The organism is Anaerobacillus sp. ABA4_114 (genome assembly GCF_056159065.1).
The window spans coordinates 3,774,216-3,791,660 of record NZ_JBSWUM010000001.1; the positions used below are offsets into that span (position 1 = coordinate 3,774,216).

Annotated in this window: 23 protein-coding genes; 10 read left to right on the forward strand and 13 right to left on the reverse strand. The window is 40.3% G+C overall.

The genetic code is table 11. From position 1 onward, the window contains the following. Positions 1-168 precede the first annotated feature (168 nt). The 5 genes from ACXAEY_RS19530 to ACXAEY_RS19550 all read right to left on the reverse strand — a co-directional run bounded on the left by ACXAEY_RS19530 (position 169) and on the right by ACXAEY_RS19550 (position 4,075). Positions 169-1,911, reverse strand: coding sequence for an ABC transporter ATP-binding protein (locus tag ACXAEY_RS19530; RefSeq protein ID WP_474814895.1), 1,743 nt, complete (start codon positions 1,909-1,911; stop codon positions 169-171). 98 nt (positions 1,912-2,009) lie between these two features. Further along, on the reverse strand, positions 2,010-2,537 hold the full coding sequence (gene ntdP / locus ACXAEY_RS19535) for a nucleoside tri-diphosphate phosphatase (RefSeq protein ID WP_224885093.1): 528 nt from the start codon (positions 2,535-2,537) through the stop codon (positions 2,010-2,012). 197 nt (positions 2,538-2,734) lie between these two features. After that, complete coding sequence (locus tag ACXAEY_RS19540; protein WP_270182629.1) at positions 2,735-2,953, reverse strand: hypothetical protein; 219 nt, start codon at positions 2,951-2,953, stop codon at positions 2,735-2,737. A gap of 97 nt (positions 2,954-3,050) precedes the next feature. After that, the gene (locus ACXAEY_RS19545; protein WP_474814321.1) at positions 3,051-3,725 is read right to left on the reverse strand and encodes an SOS response-associated peptidase; all 675 of its coding nucleotides are present in this window, start codon (positions 3,723-3,725) and stop codon (positions 3,051-3,053) included. Positions 3,726-3,841: 116 nt separating this feature from the next. Further along, the gene (locus ACXAEY_RS19550) at positions 3,842-4,075 is read right to left on the reverse strand and encodes a gamma-type small acid-soluble spore protein (protein ID WP_270182631.1); all 234 of its coding nucleotides are present in this window, start codon (positions 4,073-4,075) and stop codon (positions 3,842-3,844) included. Between the two features lie 158 nt (positions 4,076-4,233). Between ACXAEY_RS19550 and ACXAEY_RS19555 the strand changes: the two genes are divergently transcribed. Next, complete coding sequence (locus ACXAEY_RS19555; protein WP_474814323.1) at positions 4,234-4,428, forward strand: hypothetical protein; 195 nt, start codon at positions 4,234-4,236, stop codon at positions 4,426-4,428. A gap of 282 nt (positions 4,429-4,710) precedes the next feature. On the opposite strand, the gene ACXAEY_RS19560 is transcribed toward ACXAEY_RS19555, so the two are convergent. Continuing rightward, complete coding sequence (locus tag ACXAEY_RS19560) at positions 4,711-5,472, reverse strand: SDR family NAD(P)-dependent oxidoreductase (RefSeq protein WP_270182633.1); 762 nt, start codon at positions 5,470-5,472, stop codon at positions 4,711-4,713. Positions 5,473-5,476: 4 nt separating this feature from the next. Beyond that, a complete protein-coding gene (mutY, locus tag ACXAEY_RS19565) occupies positions 5,477-6,565 on the reverse strand; it encodes an A/G-specific adenine glycosylase (protein WP_474814325.1) in 1,089 nt (362 codons plus the stop codon). 208 nt (positions 6,566-6,773) lie between these two features. Here mutY and ACXAEY_RS19570 point away from each other — a divergent pair, with 208 nt between their 5' ends. Then, complete coding sequence (locus ACXAEY_RS19570) at positions 6,774-7,754, forward strand: metal-dependent hydrolase (protein WP_270182635.1); 981 nt, start codon at positions 6,774-6,776, stop codon at positions 7,752-7,754. A 45-nt stretch (positions 7,755-7,799) separates the two neighbouring features. Here the strand turns inward: ACXAEY_RS19570 and ACXAEY_RS19575 are convergent, their stop codons facing one another. Continuing rightward, positions 7,800-8,069 carry a YfhJ family protein gene (locus ACXAEY_RS19575; RefSeq protein ID WP_474814327.1) on the reverse strand — a complete coding sequence of 90 codons (270 nt, stop codon included), beginning with the start codon at positions 8,067-8,069 and terminating at the stop codon, positions 7,800-7,802. Between the two features lie 137 nt (positions 8,070-8,206). Between ACXAEY_RS19575 and sspK the strand changes: the two genes are divergently transcribed. Continuing rightward, positions 8,207-8,362 (forward strand): small, acid-soluble spore protein K, encoded by a 156-nt coding sequence (gene sspK, locus ACXAEY_RS19580; protein WP_270182637.1) that lies wholly within the window; start codon positions 8,207-8,209, stop codon positions 8,360-8,362. A 28-nt stretch (positions 8,363-8,390) separates the two neighbouring features. Beyond that, positions 8,391-8,549: a YpzG family protein gene (locus ACXAEY_RS19585; RefSeq protein WP_224885074.1), complete on the forward strand. Its 159-nt coding sequence runs from the start codon at positions 8,391-8,393 to the stop codon at positions 8,547-8,549. A 22-nt stretch (positions 8,550-8,571) separates the two neighbouring features. Here ACXAEY_RS19585 and ACXAEY_RS19590 read toward each other — a convergent pair whose 3' ends face one another. After that, positions 8,572-8,892 (reverse strand): YfhH family protein, encoded by a 321-nt coding sequence (locus ACXAEY_RS19590; RefSeq protein ID WP_474814330.1) that lies wholly within the window; start codon positions 8,890-8,892, stop codon positions 8,572-8,574. Positions 8,893-8,990: 98 nt separating this feature from the next. On the opposite strand from ACXAEY_RS19590, the gene ACXAEY_RS19595 reads away from it, so the two are divergent. Next, on the forward strand, positions 8,991-9,662 hold the full coding sequence (locus tag ACXAEY_RS19595) for an SDR family NAD(P)-dependent oxidoreductase (protein ID WP_474814332.1): 672 nt from the start codon (positions 8,991-8,993) through the stop codon (positions 9,660-9,662). Here ACXAEY_RS19595 and recX read toward each other — a convergent pair. After that, a complete protein-coding gene (recX, locus tag ACXAEY_RS19600; protein WP_474814334.1) occupies positions 9,649-10,455 on the reverse strand; it encodes a recombination regulator RecX in 807 nt (268 codons plus the stop codon). The two genes, ACXAEY_RS19595 and recX, sit on opposite strands and share 14 nt — an antisense overlap. 135 nt (positions 10,456-10,590) lie before the next feature. Here recX and ACXAEY_RS19605 point away from each other — a divergent pair, with 135 nt between their 5' ends. The 5 genes from ACXAEY_RS19605 to ACXAEY_RS19625 all read left to right on the forward strand — a co-directional run bounded on the left by ACXAEY_RS19605 (position 10,591) and on the right by ACXAEY_RS19625 (position 13,942). Then, on the forward strand, positions 10,591-11,493 hold the full coding sequence (locus ACXAEY_RS19605; protein ID WP_270182641.1) for a TIGR01777 family oxidoreductase: 903 nt from the start codon (positions 10,591-10,593) through the stop codon (positions 11,491-11,493). A gap of 100 nt (positions 11,494-11,593) precedes the next feature. Further along, a complete protein-coding gene (locus ACXAEY_RS19610) occupies positions 11,594-12,718 on the forward strand; it encodes an amidohydrolase (RefSeq protein WP_474814897.1) in 1,125 nt (374 codons plus the stop codon). A gap of 216 nt (positions 12,719-12,934) precedes the next feature. After that, the gene (locus ACXAEY_RS19615; protein WP_270182642.1) at positions 12,935-13,489 is read left to right on the forward strand and encodes a GNAT family N-acetyltransferase; all 555 of its coding nucleotides are present in this window, start codon (positions 12,935-12,937) and stop codon (positions 13,487-13,489) included. A gap of 84 nt (positions 13,490-13,573) precedes the next feature. Continuing rightward, a complete protein-coding gene (locus ACXAEY_RS19620; RefSeq protein WP_474814336.1) occupies positions 13,574-13,690 on the forward strand; it encodes a YfhE family protein in 117 nt (38 codons plus the stop codon). 84 nt (positions 13,691-13,774) lie between these two features. Beyond that, a complete protein-coding gene (locus ACXAEY_RS19625) occupies positions 13,775-13,942 on the forward strand; it encodes a hypothetical protein (protein WP_270182644.1) in 168 nt (55 codons plus the stop codon). A gap of 298 nt (positions 13,943-14,240) precedes the next feature. Here ACXAEY_RS19625 and rlmD read toward each other — a convergent pair whose 3' ends face one another. The 3 genes from rlmD to pdaA all read right to left on the reverse strand — a co-directional run bounded on the left by rlmD (position 14,241) and on the right by pdaA (position 17,395). Next, the gene (rlmD, locus tag ACXAEY_RS19630) at positions 14,241-15,626 is read right to left on the reverse strand and encodes a 23S rRNA (uracil(1939)-C(5))-methyltransferase RlmD (protein ID WP_474814338.1); all 1,386 of its coding nucleotides are present in this window, start codon (positions 15,624-15,626) and stop codon (positions 14,241-14,243) included. A gap of 18 nt (positions 15,627-15,644) precedes the next feature. Then, the gene (locus tag ACXAEY_RS19635; RefSeq protein WP_270182646.1) at positions 15,645-16,508 is read right to left on the reverse strand and encodes a DNA-3-methyladenine glycosylase family protein; all 864 of its coding nucleotides are present in this window, start codon (positions 16,506-16,508) and stop codon (positions 15,645-15,647) included. Between the two features lie 98 nt (positions 16,509-16,606). Continuing rightward, entirely contained in the window at positions 16,607-17,395 is a 789-nt protein-coding gene (gene pdaA, locus ACXAEY_RS19640) for a delta-lactam-biosynthetic de-N-acetylase (protein ID WP_474814340.1), read from the reverse strand. Positions 17,396-17,445: the final 50 nt, after the last annotated feature.

Genomic DNA, 17,445 nt, shown 5'->3' on the forward strand with positions numbered 1-17,445 from the left:
CAATTCTGAATTTTTTAATTAAACTAAAATCTGTTTATAATTATTACATTAAATCGAAAACTTGGCAATGAGAGATAAAAAATTTTCTGTCATCTTTTGACGCTTTTACGCAAACATGTGCAAATAAACACAAAAAAGCACCCGATTTGGGTGCTATTGTTGTTAATATTACAAGTTTTGAACTTGAAACAGCTGGTGATAGGAACCTTTCAATTTCATCAACTCACTATGGTTTCCAATTTCTGAAATATTTCCATTTTCAATAACGACGATGCGATCAGCATGCGTGATCGTAGCTAAACGGTGCGCCACGATGAAGGTTGTCCGATCTTTCGCAAGATCTCCTAACGCTTCTTGTATAAGGTGTTCACTTTCTAAGTCGAGTGCAGAAGTTGCTTCATCTAAAATCAGAATAGCTGGGTTCTTCAAGAATACTCTTGCAATAGCAACCCGTTGCTTCTGTCCACCAGAAAGCTTAACCCCTCGTTCACCAACAGGTGTGTCATAGCCTTTAGGAAGATCTTTAATAAATTCATGAGCATTCGCTGCTTTAGCAGCAGCAATAACTTCTTCTTCCGTTGCATCTGGATTCCCCATCTTTATGTTCATACGGACTGATTCACTGAAGAGTATATTATCCTGTAGAACCATACCGATATTATTTCTAACACTTCTTGCATGATAGTCACGAATATCAGTGCCATCGATTTCGATTTTACCGCCCGTCACATCGTAGAAACGCGGAATCAAACTGACAAGAGAAGACTTCCCTCCACCGCTCATGCCGACAAGGGCGATGGTTTCACCAGCTCGGACATGAAGATCGATCCCTTTTAAAACCGGAAGATCTTCATCGTTATATTTGAAGTAGACATCACTAAAATTCACATCGCCTCGAACATTTTTCAACTCTCGAGCATCTTCACGGTCTACGATATCGTACTTTTCATCCACAAACTCAAAGACTCGGTCCATTGAAGCGATTGACTGAGTGAGTGTTGTAGAAGAGTTAACCAAACGCCTAAGAGGGTTATACAACCGATCCATATAGGTTACAAATGCTACCATCTCACCAATTTTTAGGTCCCCAGAAATAACGAGGTATGCTGAAAATGCAATAACAATGAGTGGCGCCACATCTGTGATCGTATTAACGGTTGCAAACGTTTTAGCGTTCCATTTCGTATGATCGATTGCACGAGAAAGGAAATTTGTATTTCTCTTATCAAACTGTTTTTGCTCATAATCTTCGAGAGCAAAACTTCTTATAACCGGCATTCCCTGTACGCGTTCATGAAGATGACCCTGAACTTCAGCAAGAGCCTGAGACCGGTTCTTCGTTAAATCGCGTAATCGTTTATAAAAGTATTTAACTGCAAAACCATACAATGGTAAAAGAATAATTGCTGCAACCGTTAACCATACGTTCATGAATGACAAGATTACAATAATGATCACGATTGTGATCATATCTAGCCATACATTCATAAGCCCGGTAATCACGAACGTTTTCGTTTGCTCAACGTCATGAATCACTCTCGAAATAATCTCTCCAGCTTTATTGTTCGAGTAGAACTTTAAACTGAGCTGCTGAATATGAGAGAAAAGCTTATCTCGAATATCATAGAGGATTTTACTTCCGATCCATTGTGCAAAATACTGCCTGAAGTATTCTACTGGTGGTCTTACAATTACAAATAGAAAGAACGCCCCTCCCATTAACCACAGCAACTGTTCATATTTCTCACCACTCGTCATACCATCTGCATTGATGATATCATCGATCACATACTTCAGAATCAACGGAAGCAAAAGTGGTATTCCAAACTTCAATATCCCTATACCGATCGTAATTCCAATCTGCTTTCGGTATGGTCTAACAAATCGCATATATCTCTTGATACTGCCCAGATGACATCACCCTTTGTTTCATTACCTCTTGCATCTTTGTGCTAACAGGTTCATTTCTATCATGCAAAAACCTGTTGAAAATGATTCAACAGGTTTTCTCACCTATATTGTAAAAATTGTTCATACCATTGATCGACAAAACCTGGTGCGAACGGTCCTTTTCGTTGATGTATCCAATTCATCAGTTCTTTAACGTTTTCCTTAACGATATGGTCGATTGCATCTGGATAATTCATTTCTTTCTTATGAGCTTCATACTCATCTTCATCTAAAAGTTTATAAGTCATATCGGGATATATCTTAATATCAAGATCGTAATCAATATACTTTAGTGCTTCCTCATCGTACGTAAACGGTGTACCGAGGTTGCAATAATAGTAAATTCCGTCAGTTCTCAACATGCCGATAACGTTGAACCAGTGATTAGCACTAAAATAACAAATGGCTGGCTCACGAGTTCTCCACTGTCTACCGTCTGATTCAGTGACGAGAATACGATCGTTTCCCCCGATGATTTCTTTCGATGACCCTTTAAGTACGATACTCTCTTCCCATGTTCTGTGTAGAGTACCACGGTGTTTATAGCTTTGAATTTGAATTCTCGTTCCGGTCGTTGGGAAACTCATCTCCTTCTCCTTTCTAAGAAATTCCGGAAAACGATGAATGCCTCACGTAAGGCAGACTCACAGCATCCTTCTTTCCTTCCGATCACTACAAAGTTTATCAATCGTCTCTTCCTATTAATTCCCCTCTATTATAACGCTTAACATCCGAAAGTTAAAACAAAAGCGCCATTCGAATGAATGGCACTCAATGTAGTCCATTAAACTGACGTCTTTTCAAACGTAGAGATCACTTCGGTAATCAAATTATTAAAGTCTTCTTCCATTCTCAACAGCTCTTGTTTCTGTTTTACTAACGCTCCCTGCTCTAACGTGGATGCAGATAACATCTCTTCCTTTGATTGTATTTCCTTCTTCGTATGAATCATCTTATCGGCAAGTTGAAGCTGTAATTGAATAAGTTCATCGAATCGATCCATTCAATTTCTCCTTCCCATTCATACTATCTACGAAAAAGAATTCAATAGGAAAAAGAAATTTCCTTTCTCAATATGTGTTGAGATATAGGAACTTTTGTCATATCTCTTCTATCGGAAGAACGCATGTCTCATCTTCATTCTTAGGCGAATTAACATGGGTGGAAACTTCATACGCATTCATTTTGTCACTAGGATACGATACCATTATATCTTTCAAGATGTTGAAATCTTCAATAGATGGATCCAGCCAGTCATGCTCTTGCTCTTTTGGCAATATAACTGGCATTCTGTTATGTATCTCTTTCATCATGTCGTTTGCCTCAGTGGTTAAGATCGTGCATGTGTAGATCGATTTTTCTCCTTCTTTCCACTGTTCCCATAATCCAGCCATTGCAAACGGTTCACCTTTGTTTACTTGTATTCTCATTGGAACTTTTCGATCTTTATCCTTTTTCCATTCGTAGAACCCATCTGACAATATGATACATCTGCGTTTTTTTAAAGCATGTTTAAAACTTGCCTTTTCAGCTGCTGTTTCACTACGTGCATTGATCAACTTATTCGCAATTGATGCATCTTTGGCCCAAAAGGGAATTAACCCCCACCTAAGCGTACCTAATCGGTTTTCATCATTCGCTCGAATGATGGTTGGCACTTGTTGCGAAGGTGCTATATTATAGCGAACAGAATAATCATCAATTGTAATTTGGTCGATTTGAAATCGTTCGATCAAAGCATCTAACTCTGCTGTAAGCGAAAAGCGTCCACACATAACCATTCCCTCCCTAATGACATTTTCTTCGTTGAATGCCCTTATTCCTTTGTTCAATAAAATTATATTAAAATAATGAAACGGGGCTGACATGGTCAGCCCCGTTAGGGAAGCAATTATTGTTGTTGCTGGTTTGGTTTTTGAGCAGGCTGAGCTTGACGAGCTTTTGCTTGCTGTTGAGCTTGCTGCTGAGCTTGTTGCTGAGCTTGCTGAGCTCCCATTTCTTGACCAAATTCAGCACCGTACTGCTGCTGATTAGCTTGACCAGCAGAACCTTTGCTCTGTTGGTTTTGTTGTTTCACGTGTTGAATGCTTGTACCAGCTTGTGTTTGTCCTGGTTTCTTTGCCATGGCTTATCACCTCCCACAAACAATAGAATATCCAGATAAAAAATAGATATGTATGTAATGAGATAAATTTTTTAGGATAGTTTTCCATTGTTTCCACCCCCTTTTTTGATAGCTTTTTCTCACCTGTTGCACACTAACTAACGAAAGGGGGTTCATCGATGGATCACAAGCGAGATATGACTGAACTATCCATGATGCCTAAAAGTGACTGGGAGAATGGTGAGCTTGCCTTTTTTCATCACAGCTTGCAACAGATTGCTCCTTATCTAAATAGTGAAGGCGTAGCCATCCATAGGGAGATTATCAAAGAAATCGAACATCGTGGAGGATTGTCTTTTGGGGAAAAGAGGTAAGTTTAACTAACAAGATGTTGGTTTTGGCGCTCCGAATATCGTAGGGGTTTGAATACCGTTTGCTTTCCTGCGGACGAACGCCCGGATTTCCTCCCGGACAAACAACATCCGGTCCGGGGTTTCGGTCGCCCGTTCTACCGCGGGAGTCAAGCGGTATTCACTTCTACTAGAAAGAGCAAACTTCAAGTGAATTTTCCGTTCAATTAGTTTTAACTCATTCAGCTACACTTCTAGCGCAGCGCTAATAAACTTCCTGTATTCCGATACAGGAAGTTTTTTCGTCTAAAAGTTTGACCGAGATTGACCACCATCAACGTTTAAGGTAGCTCCAGAGATCCAAGATGCTCTTTCTGATGCTAGGAACACTACAGCGTCAGCAACTTCTTCAGGTGTCCCAAATCTACCGCCTGGTATTTCACGATCAACAAAAGCATTGATTTTCTCAGGGTTCTCATCTAGCCTCTTCTGCCAGTTTCCGGTCGGATGAAGAATAGCCCCTGGCGCAACGCCATTCACACGGACTCCTGAACGAATCACTTCATCTGCCATCGCTTTGGTAAAGCTGATCAACGCAGACTTCGCGTTGTTGTAGGTCGGTTTTCCACCAGACTCTCTACCGAATATGGAAGAGATATTGACGATTGAACCGTAACCCTTCTCCTGCATTTCTTTAGCCGCAAGTTGACTCAAGTGAACAGCTGAATAAAAATTTAGTTCCATCGCTTTATGGAACTGATTAACATCCGTTTCCATAATCGTTGTTCCGCTACTGCCTCCTGCATTATTAACGAGGATATCGATCGATCCAAACTCTAATAAAAACGAATCGATAAGGTGCACGCGTTTATGATCATCAGTAATATCCGCTTCAAAAATCGCGATGTTGTTATTTAGTTCAGCTTTTGTTTCCTCAAGTTCCTCACGGTTCCTCGCACAAATGCCTACGTTTGCTCCCTCATGATAAAATGCAGAAGCGATTGCCTTTCCAATCCCTTTCGAACCTCCTGTTATTAAAACATTACGCCCTTTTAAGTTTAATTCCATTACGCTATTCTCCTTTCACGATTTGTTTAGCAATCTTTTGATGTGCAACTGGAAATGCAAATTGTTCAAGTTCACTCTCATTTACAAAACGAACGGTTTCAGTTTCGTTAATTCCATCAACTTCACCTTTATAAACTGTTAAATACCACTTGATATGACTGAACACGTGGGTGAATGTTGTCAATTCATCTTGAATAGTGGCTGTTCCACCGTATTCATCACGAATATGAGTGATCAATTGTTTTTCTTTTAACCCGCCCTCTGTAAGCTCAACATTTACAAATTCCCATAGTCCAGCTAACAATCCATCTTCTGGACGCTTCCTAATCAAGTACCTCCCACTTGAATCTTGAAAAACAGCTACCGCTATAGGTACTGGTCGAGGCGCTTTTTTCTTTGATTTGATCGGAAGCTCTTCTTGAGAACCTTCATGGAATGCTCTGCAGTGAGATTGGACTGGACAAAGTAAGCAAGAAGGCGATTTAGGCGTACATATGATTGCTCCTAATTCCATCAAGCCCTGATTAAATGAAGAAGGGTCTTCTTTTGAGATGATTTCTCTGATGACTTCTTCAAAGATTTTTCTTGTTGAAGGTTTTGCAATATCTTCCCAGATGCCTATTATTCTTGAAATCACCCTCATCACGTTTCCGTCTACAGCAGGTTCAGGAACACCATATGCTATGCTTAAGATCGCTCCTGCAGTATAAGGTCCAACACCCTTAAGCTTTGAAATTTCGCTTGGTGTATTTGGAACCACCCCACCATATGTTTCTGCGACTTCTTTTACCGCAGCTTGTAAATTCCTTGCTCGCGAGTAATAACCGAGGCCTTCCCATGCTTTTAATACCTCTTCTTGTGGAGCATTCGCAAGGTCTTCAACAGTAGGGAATTTCTCTAGAAAATGATGAAAATACGGGATGACCGTATCCACCCTCGTTTGTTGTAACATAATTTCGGAAACCCATACCCGATAAGGGTCTTTATTTTCTCTCCATGGCAGTATCCTTTGTTCATTTCTGAACCAATCGATTAAATCATTTTGAAATTGTTCTTCTTCAAATGAGTGTAGAAGTTCCTTTACATTCGTCATTGTTCAACTCTCCGATACTTTAATTGCTTTGTTCTTCCTCTTCGCTTAATTAATACATATAATATCGTACCTTATCATTTCCAAACAGCATTTAACTTTTCACACAAACGATTATTGGGTATAACTAAACTATAGACTATATAAAACCAAAGCTTTCTATTTAGAAAATAAGGCATAAACGCTTTTTACTAAGGAGGATCTTTACCATATGGATACTGGGACACATGTGGTCATGGGATTGGGGCTAGGAGCTCTCGCAACACTAGATCCAGCAGTAGCTCAAGATCCCATCACCGCTCAGAGCGTTCTAATCGGAGCGCTGATTGGATCTCAGGCCCCAGACTTTGATACCGTGCTCAAGTTAAAAAACAATGCTGTATACATCAGACACCATAGAGGAATAACGCATTCGATCCCAGCCGTCTTACTTTGGCCAATTTTGATAAGCAGTGGCATCATGCTGTTTTACCCAGAAACAAATTGGCTTCACCTTTGGCTTTGGACGTTTTTAGCAGTGTTTATTCATGTGTTTGTAGATATCTTTAATGCTTATGGTACACAAGCGTTAAGACCCTTCTCCAACCGATGGGTAGCTCTTGGTGTGATCAACATCTTTGACCCGTTCATCTTTTTAAGTCATATAGCTGGACTTGTACTATGGTATATAGGTGCAAATCCTGGTTATACCTTTTTAACCATCTACGGTATATTAGTGCTCTATTATTTATGGAGAATATACGAACAGCGTAAGCTGATCAACGCTGTTAAAGAACGTATACCAGATGCAGTCGAAGTCATCGTATCACCTACGATCAGGTGGAGTAGGTGGCACATTGCCATTAAATCTGAAACCCAGTTCTTTGTAGCGAGGGGTGAAGGCACTACGATTCATATTCAAGATGAATTCGACCGTGTTCCTGTGCCTGAAACACCAGTTCTAGAAACTGCAAAAGAAGACCCTAACTTGAGCGCATTTCTTTCGTTCTCTCCTGTATATAGATGGGAGATTGAAGAGACAGAAGAGGGATATGAAGTGAGGTTCATCGACCTTCGATACCGCAGCAAAGGTCATTATCCATTCGTTGCAGTTGTTCAAATGGAAGATCAGTTAGAAATCAAAAGCTCATATACAGGCTGGGTGTATAGTGAAGACACGCTTAGGAAGAAATTGGACCCTGCCATTGATTAATTCCATATGAAAACCGGCTGATATGTCAGCCGGTTTCTTTATCGTTTAATGCTTAATGCTTTGATCGTCATCAAAATACCCTTTATATTTCGGATTATTTTCCATGAAATCGTGTAAAACTGGCCCGTAATAGTCGATCCATTGTTGAACGATCTTTTCTGTAACGTCTACGCCTTTATACTCTCTTCCAGCCTTTGCTCTAGACGATTCGAAATCTTCCCAAAGTAGTTCAACCATCGTTCTTGCCTGACCATATGACAACTGGTCATTTTTTTCAAGTAAGTTATGAGCAAGCCTTTCAAATAAATCTTCCATAAGGCATCCTCCTTTCATGTTGTCTTCCAACGGTTTCCGTTCATTCTGTATCTTTTCTTCACATAACGCCTGTTAGCTAATCACATACTAACATTGTGCCTGTTTAGACAAAAACTGTCGAAAAGGGAGGCGATGAAATGCGTAAGAAGGTCTCTAAATATCCAGATCTTAAATTCTCAGGCGAACCTCGCGCGAAGGAAGAATTTTCTTCAAAACGCGCGGACGGAACGACAAACACGCAACCTCAGGAACGCATGAAAGCTTCTAACCAAACTAACAATCGACATGGTTAATTCTCACATACGATAGGAGGCGCAAACAATGGGTAAAGACAATCGTGATAGGCTTCACCCGAAGTATAAAGATCCATTTCAATCACCCAGTGCTAATCCGAAGCATGCTCACCACCAGGTGAATGGAGAAACTCAGCAGGCATATAATGATATCGTTTTGCAGATTCAAACCCGCAAACGTTCTTAAAAAAGCTTAAGCAAGAGCAGCGTTATTGCTGCTCTTTCTCAATTAACATTGAAATCGGAAATGCTTCTATAGTTTCGCTTCTTTTACGAAAACCCCATGCGAACGTTCCGTTCATGTAATCGATAACGAACGAGGATCCTGGGTCACCTTCTAGTTCATATGTTTTTCCGGGAGTAAAATCGTCCGGGTTTAATAAATAAGACTTCGCAAGAGCGATTCTTCGTTCATGTACGGCAAACTCATTAACCATTCCCATTTGCTCAGCTCTTCTAGCTTTCTCACTAAGCTGTGCGATTGCAGTTCGTAATTCTTCTTTATTCATTTCACTGAACCGTTTATCCATGACAACCTCCATAAAACTGTACCTAATGTCTTCAGTATAGTTCATTTCACAAGGTATGACAAAAATATGCTACGCTTTCAAAATAGGAGGTATGTAATATGAAAAGTATCGTAATTACTGGTGGAGGATCAGGTCTCGGAGCAGAGCTTGCCAAAAGGTGGGCAAGTTTAGATAAGCACGTGATTTTGGTTGGTCGCACGAAAGAAAAACTTGAGACTGTTTGCACAGATATCCAAGAACAAGGCGGATCCTGTTCATTATATACGTGTGACATTTCAAACTACACAGACGCTAAAGAACTGTATACGAAAATCACTAATGATGGTCATACCATCGAGATGCTTGTAAACAATGCTGGGGCAGGAGCATTTGGCTCCCTAGAGGACATAGAAGAAGAAGCGATACATAGCGTCATCGACACGAATGTAAAAGGGTCCATTTTTCTAACTAAAATCTTTCTTCCTGTTTTAAAACAAGCAGAAGGACGAATCATGAACATTATTTCAACAGCAGGTTTAAAAGGGAAAAAACATGAAACGGTTTATGTGGCATCCAAATATGCGGTAAGAGGATTTACTGAGAGTCTCTGGAAGGAACTAGAGGGAACCGGGGTAAGTGCAACTGCAGTGTACATGGGAGGTATGGACACTCCGTTCTGGCACTCCACAGATCACATTAAAGATACTTCCAGATTGAAATCCCCAGCAGAAAAAGCAAAGCAAATTATCGATCAAGATGAAGGACAACAAGAAATTTTCATTGATCGATAAATTCATCTAAATAGTGATTGATCAATGAAAACGGAAAGCCTTTACGGTATAAAAATTGTTTCATTTTATATTTGTACTCTTTACTATCCAATTTTGAGAAACGGCGTTCGGCTTTTTGTGCTTGAAGCAGGAGTGCTTCCCACTCCTCTTCATGATTTTTATGATCGATCTCATTCATGACTTCTTGAATGATTTCTCTTTCAAAGCCTTTACTCGTAAGCGCCTGTCCAAGCTTTTGTTTCAGTTCAGTCGATGAGACGTTTTTAAGCTTCTTCACTTTTTTTAGAGCAAACTCTTCGGCACGTTCAAATTGACGTTCATATGGATATTCTTCAAGAGCCTTTTCGATCGTATCTTGTGAAACGCCTTTTTGAATCAACTCTTGATGGATGATGTAGGGTCCTTTCCCCCCTGCGTTCACCTTCGTTCTAACAAAAGCGCGTGCAAATTCCAGATCATTCACATATCCATAGCGCTTTAATTTACTAATGATAGAAGAGAAAGCTGCCTCCTCGATCTCTTTCGTTGCGAGGTGATCTATAATTTCTTTCTCAGATCGCATTCGATAAGACAAATAATGAAGCGCCAAGTTGAAACCTTTTTTTATGTGGTCTTCAAACTGTATCTCATCTAGAGTTTCCTGATTTAGTTCGATTCCTTTTCTAAGACCGAACCGAATCAGCACATCCTGATCCACACCGAACCCAAATTCTTCTCCATTCCCTTCATCTATAAAAATCGAAAACCGTTCACTGTTGTTCTTTTGTGTTGTGATACGTGTAATTTTAACCAATACGCTCACCTCTCTCATCACATTGTATCATTTTCAAAAAAATAGTATGAACCTAGAGCATTGGATTAAAGGATTCTCTTTACGGGTAAAGAAATAATTACTATAAGAAATGGATTAACTAGGAGGAACCACGTTATGAACATAGCGATTGCTGGTGGTACTGGTTTCGTTGGGAATGCTCTCACTGAATCATTCGTTAATGATGGACACCACGTCTACATCTTAACTCGAAACCCAAACAACAAACCTGCCCAAACAGGTGTAACGTATGTTAAATGGCTCAAAGATGATGCAGAACCAGAGAAAGATCTACAAAATCTGAATGCCATTATCAACCTTGCAGGAGAATCGATCAATAGCGGCCGATGGACGGAAGACAAGAAAGAAAGAATATTGAACAGCCGTATCTCCGCAACTCGAGAGATCGTTTCGATTATAGAAAAACTTGACCATAAACCACGTGTACTCGTTAATGCATCTGCCACAGGATTCTATGGCTCTTCTCTCGACAAGTCCTTTACGGAGAACGACACGAACCCGGGGTCTGATTTTCTTGCTGATGTGACATATAAATGGGAAAAAGAAGCGATGCGTGCCCAAAATTACGGTGTACGCACAGTGCTGACTAGATTTGGGCTCATCTTAGGTGAAGAAGGCGCACTCCCTCTTATGGTACTGCCTTATAAATTCTATATGGGCGGTAAGCTCGGAGATGGAAGACAGTGGTATTCTTGGGTTCATATCAAAGACGTGGTCGGTATGATACGATTTGCTGTCGATCATGATTCTGTTCAAGGACCACTGAACGTGACAGCACCAGAACCAAAACGAATGAACGAATTTGGTAGAACATTAGCAGAAGTACTGAATAAACCTCACTGGATTCCTGTTCCTGAAGCACCTGTGCAGCTCGCTCTTGGCGAAAAGAGCGGCGTTGTTCTGAAGGGACAATGTGTATTGCCTCAAAAAGCGAAGGAACTCGGCTATCCTTTCCGATATTTAAAACTTAAAGATGCTCTTGAGAATCTGCTGGCTTAATTCCAGCAGATTTTTTTCAAACTCGTATTAATTCATGTTTTTCATACCTATAATATAGTAGCTACTCTTTCTTTGTACCTAACTTGAAATAAGGTGATAAATCATGACAATTTTAATTAAGAACGCCCGTGTATACCCGATAAGCAGCGCGATTTTAGATCAAGCAGATGTTCTAGTACGAGACGGCTTAATCGAGAGAGTCGCCACTTCAATTGAAGAAAAACCTGACATGACGGTCGTAGATGGAAGTGGAGCGCATCTTCTTCCCGGATTGATCGATGCGCATACGCATGTAGGTCTATATGATGAGGGAACAGGTTGGGCAGGTAACGATGCCAACGAAACAGTAGAAGCACTCACCCCTCATGTTCGTGCCCTAGATGGGGTCAATCCTCTTGATCTTGCATTCAAGGACGCCATTTCATTTGGAGTAACCTCTGTGCAAGTGATGCCAGGTAGTTCGAATATTATCGGAGGCACTACCACAGTCTTAAAGACATATGGAAAGAACGTTGAGAAAATGATCGTTCGAAAAACGGCAGGACTTAAGGTTGCATTAGGTGAAAACCCCAAAAGGGTCCATAGTCAATCAAACAACGAGTCCATTACAAGAATGGGAATTACTGGACTGTTACGCGAAGCATTTTACAACGCCAGCAAATCTCAGCCGTCAGAGCACCCTAGAGTAGCTCCGATCATCGCAGCCTTAAAAAGAGAGATACCTGTACGAATCCATGCTCATCGAGCAGATGATATTTTAACAGCACTACGTTTTGCAAGAGAATTTAATTTAGATGTACGAATCGAACATTGTACTGAAGGACATCTAATCGCAGATGAACTAAGCGGACAGAACCTTCGGGTCACCGTTGGACCCTCAATGACGAGACGTTCTAAGATTGAACTCAAAAACAAGACCTGGGCTACTTATGGCATTCTAAATAACCACGGTATTGAAGTTTCAATCACTACCGATCATCCGTATGTTCCGATTCAATACCTGAATATATGTGCGGCTCTTGCAGTAAGAGAAGGTTTAAGTGAAGAAAAAGCACTAGAGGGAATTACGCTAAACCCTGCAAAGAGCCTAGGCGTAGAGGATCGTATCGGTAGTATCGAAGAAGGGAAAGATGCTGATTTAGTCTTATGGTCCCACCACCCATTCCACTTTGAAGCACGTCCACATTGGACCATGATAAATGGAAAAATTATTCATAGAAATTAGTGATATTTACAGTATCATTTTCTGAACAAATCGAGTATGATACTTTTGAAGCCAAAATAAACTAAATACAACTTCATAATTTGAAATGGGAAGGCAATTGGTGCGCCACCAGCAAAGTGACTGGTCCTAGTGGGTTCGATTCCCACCCCGAATAATAATTCAACATACTATTATTCGAGGGTGGGGTGAAATCTGCCCTCGACAGGAGGGAAACTCATGATTAAAAATCGTGACCTGTCGGAATGTCATGTTCTCTTTGACTTGATGGTTGACCCAGCTGTCTTCCCATTCGTACGTCATAAAGCAAATTCATATGAAGAATACTTGTTTTTAACAAAACAAACGATAGAAGCTGAAGAACAAGGCGAGCTCATCTCAAGAACAATCCTTGATGAATGGGGAGCACCGATCGGTACTATTAATTTGTTCGATATTCAAAATCAAGCAGGCTTTCTAGGCACATGGATTGGAACGCCTTATCATGGAAAAGGTTATAATCAAATCGCAAAAGACGCGTTTTTTAAAGAACTTTTTTACGAAAAGCAAATCCAAACCATTTTCCTTCGAATTAATCGGGACAATGTTCGCTCGCAGAAAGCTGCTGAAAAAATCCCTTACGTTGAACTGGCGAACGAGAAATGGCCAGGTGTCTATCAGCAAATCAACAGTGGTGAAAAATCGTATCACCTTTATGAAATCGAAAGAGATAATTATTTATTGCATACAATGCGTGATCGTACAGAGACAATTGAAGTTCAGCTAGAAGCTTAGTTCCTTTTTAGGAACTTTTTTTGTTTTAGATCGTTTTTTACATGGCAATGCTAATACCATCCTAAAGAAAAGGGTGATGTGAGCTTGGATAAGAAAAAAGGAAGAGAAAACAAAGAATCAAAAATGTCTCTTACAAAAACACAAGATGTATTGTTTGGAAAAGAATTTAAAAGAGCAGACCGAGCTGGTCAAAAACCGTAATCGATGAATAAGATTGACTGTTTTAAACCATTATAATGAGTGGAGAAACCCTTCTCCAAACTTACTAACAGGAGCTGATTTCAAATGGCAAAACGTCCAAACAAAGAAAACAAGCAACAGCGTCAAGCTCAGAACAACCCTGCACAAGCTCAAAACCAAGATGCAGAATTCGCTAACGAATTCGCTGCGGATCAAAAAGCAGCTGAAAGAGCTAGACAAGCTAACCAACGCGAAAAAAGAGACCAGCAGTAATTGATAAAAGGGACCTCAACAGGTCCCTTTTCTCTTTGTGGAAACAACTTATCAACAGGTTGTTAACAATGTGTATAAGTTCCACCATCATCTAGTGTGCTCAATAAAATTTATAAACAATTTACATTGTGGATGAACACCGGTTCACTTGTGGACAATGTGTATAAATATGTGTATAACGCATGAAATAACCTTTTATCGTGTGCATAACTCTGTGGAAAGTGTTGATTACTCATAAAAGGTATCATAAGCAAAATGAAAACGATTCCGCTAAAGAAAGGGAATCGTTCCACTAAACTTATTTCTTACTTTTTTCGAAAACTGCGACAACTTCTACATGTGCGGTTTGTGGAAACATATCGACAGGTTGCAACTTGCCTACTTCATATCCCCTCTTTTGAAGGAAATCGGCATTTTTAGCTAATGTGGATGGATTACAAGACACATAAACGATTCGTTCAGGTTTTGCTTTTACCATTGTGGATAACAGTTTATCGTCACAGCCAGTACGAGGCGGATCGACAACGATCACATCTGGCTTGAATCCACCTTTGATCCATCTAGGCACAAGATCTTCAGCTTTACCCACATCGTACTTCATTTTATTGGCAAAACCATGCTTCTTCGCATTCTCCCTTGCATCATCAATCGATTCTTTGATGACGTCCATCCCTCTTACTTCCTTTGCTTCATCCACAAGCCACAAACCAATCGTGCCTACACCACAATATGCATCAATGACATTTTCACGCCCTGATAGCTTTGCTGCTTTTTTTACTTCATCGTACAATTTCACGGTTTGAATGGGATTTAATTGAAAGAATGCTCGTGCAGATAGTTCAAAGTTTAAATCACCTAGTGATTCCTGTATCACTTCTTCACCATCAAGAAGATTTGTATCATCTCCAAAAATAAGGGACGTCTTCTTGCCATTCACATTTTGCATGATCGAAACAATATCCGGCAGTCTCTTTTTGATTTCCTTAACGAGTAAGGACTGTCTTGGGATCTTTTCTTCAGACGTAACGAGAACAAGCTGTACTTGTCCTGTTTGGAATCCTACCCTTGTTACAATCGTCCGTACAAGACCTTTTTTGCCATTATAAATGGAGATATTTAGATCTTCTAAAACCTTCACAACCTGTTTTGTCACATGATTCGTTTCAGGGTGTTGCACGAGGCAGTTCGTTAATTCGACTAGCTCATGAGACCCAGCGCCATATAGGCCAGCGATGACTTTCCCTTTTTGTTTTCTAACTTGAAGCTGACTTTTATTTCTGTAGTTCCATGGATCTTCCATCCCAATGACTGGTTTAACAGTTAGTTTTGAGTTGTTTTTCGAATAGCGCTCAAACGCTTGAACAACAACGTCTCTCTTCTCTTTCAATTGGCCGCTATAACTTAAATGCTGAAGCTGGCATCCACCACATTCTTCATAAACGGGACAAGGGGCCGCGACACGCTCAGGAGACTTTTTCCTTAATCGTTTGATTCTTGCCTCAGCACGATTAGGAAAAACGCGTGTGATTTCAGCAGTGATCTCTTCATTCGGAAGAGCACCGGGAACAAATACCACCGTTCGCTTAAAAAAGCCAATTCCTTCTCCATTAATTCCTAATCGTTTTATTGTAAGAGGAACAGTTTGCCCTTTTGTAAGAGCTGTCCCTTCTGTTTTATTCTTCAATCGAACCTCTCCTTATATCTATCCGCTCAAACTCTCCCATAAGTACATCGAAACATAGCTCGAGTATGGGGACCATCTCTTATTATACTCATAAAGCTCTTCTTTTGAAGGCTTTGTATCTAGATCAAATAGCTTCTTCATGGCATTCTGGATACCGACATCACCAGCTGGCAGAACATCTTTTCTCCCTAGTCCAAATAAAAGGACGCATTCGATCGTCCATGGACCAACACCTCTAAGAGGCAATAATGTCTCATACACTTCTTGGTTCGTAAGTTCATTCAACCGATGGAGATCTAGGGTTCCATCCTGAATGTTCTTTGCGATACCGATCAGATATTCTGCTTTTCTATTACTGAACTGGAGCTCTCGCAATTCTTCTACTCGAAGTTTACTAACGACATCAGGAGTAGGATAAAACCAAGCCCCATCTTTTTGTTCTCCATATTTTGTTACAAACCGATAGGTGAGCGTGTATGCAAATTTCATATTTAACTGTTGATGAACAATATTTTTCATGAGGGCACTGTAAGCATCTGGCTCACAAATGATCGGCATCCCTACATATTTTTCTACAAGACCCTGTAGTTCCGTGCCTTCAAAGTGCCTCTTGATTCTTTCTGTGTCCATGTTCAGATCAAACATCTCGGTTACTTTTCTTATTGATACTGGTTTAAGATCCTCTATTTCCCCACTAATGTGAAAGGAAGGATCGAGTTCATCTCCAACAGCTTTTATCGTGAGTACCTCTTTTGTTCGATCGATTGTAATTGGCACCTTAATCTCATTCGAATTAATCGCTTGAAGCGGATCCATGCGTAGCCGACCGAACAACCGATCAATAGCATATGGAGCTTCTGGACGTACGACTTCTGACCACATGAAATTCCTCCAGTCTTTTATTAGCTTCATTATCGCAGACAAAAGGAATCAATACCACCTACCAAGATAAAACAAAAAAAGCTACCCTACTGGCAGCTTTAAGGTGCTAATAAGCTAGGTAGTGTCCGTTTAAACACTAATTCATCCAAGCTCTTAAAGGTATAGCCTTCTTTCTTAAGATCTTTAATCACACTCTCTAACGCTTCTGCATTGTCTTTTGAAACAGAATGGAGGAGAAGAATGGCTCCAGGGTGTACTTGCTTCATGATGGAATCATACGCATATTGACTACCCTTTTGCCTGTTTGTTTCCCAGTCTTTATAGGCAAGTGACCAAAAAACATTGATATAACCTTCATCACGAGAAATAGCGAGTGACCTTTCGCTAAAAACACCACGTGGTGGTCTTAAGTAAAGCATCGTTTTATCTCCCGTGATGCGCGTGTATTCTTCCTTCACTCGCTTCAGTTCTTTCTTTACTCGTTCATCAGAGATCTTCGTCATGTCTGGATGATTCCATGAGTGATTCCCGACAATGTGCCCTTCTTTCACCATTCGTTTAATAAGATCGGGTTGATCTTCTAAATAGTATCCTGTTACGAAAAAAGCAGCAGGGACTTTTTCTCTCTTCAATACATCCAGCACTTGAATGGTATAGCCATTCTCATAGCCATTATCAAATGTAACGTAAAGCTCTTTCTTGTCTGTATCCCCGATAAAGTACCCTCCATACTTTTTCAGCATCTTTTCGAACTCAGGTTCAGTTGTTGCTGGAGCATGGTCTTTACTTTTCTTAAAGTACCAGTCATGTGATTGATTATCGATTGCTGATGCTTCTGAAGAAATGAAGACAAACACAAGTGCTAATATAGCCGCAATAGTTTTCATGTTACCCTCCTTTTGTGCGCTTTTCTATAGTTTGCTTGGACATCACGATT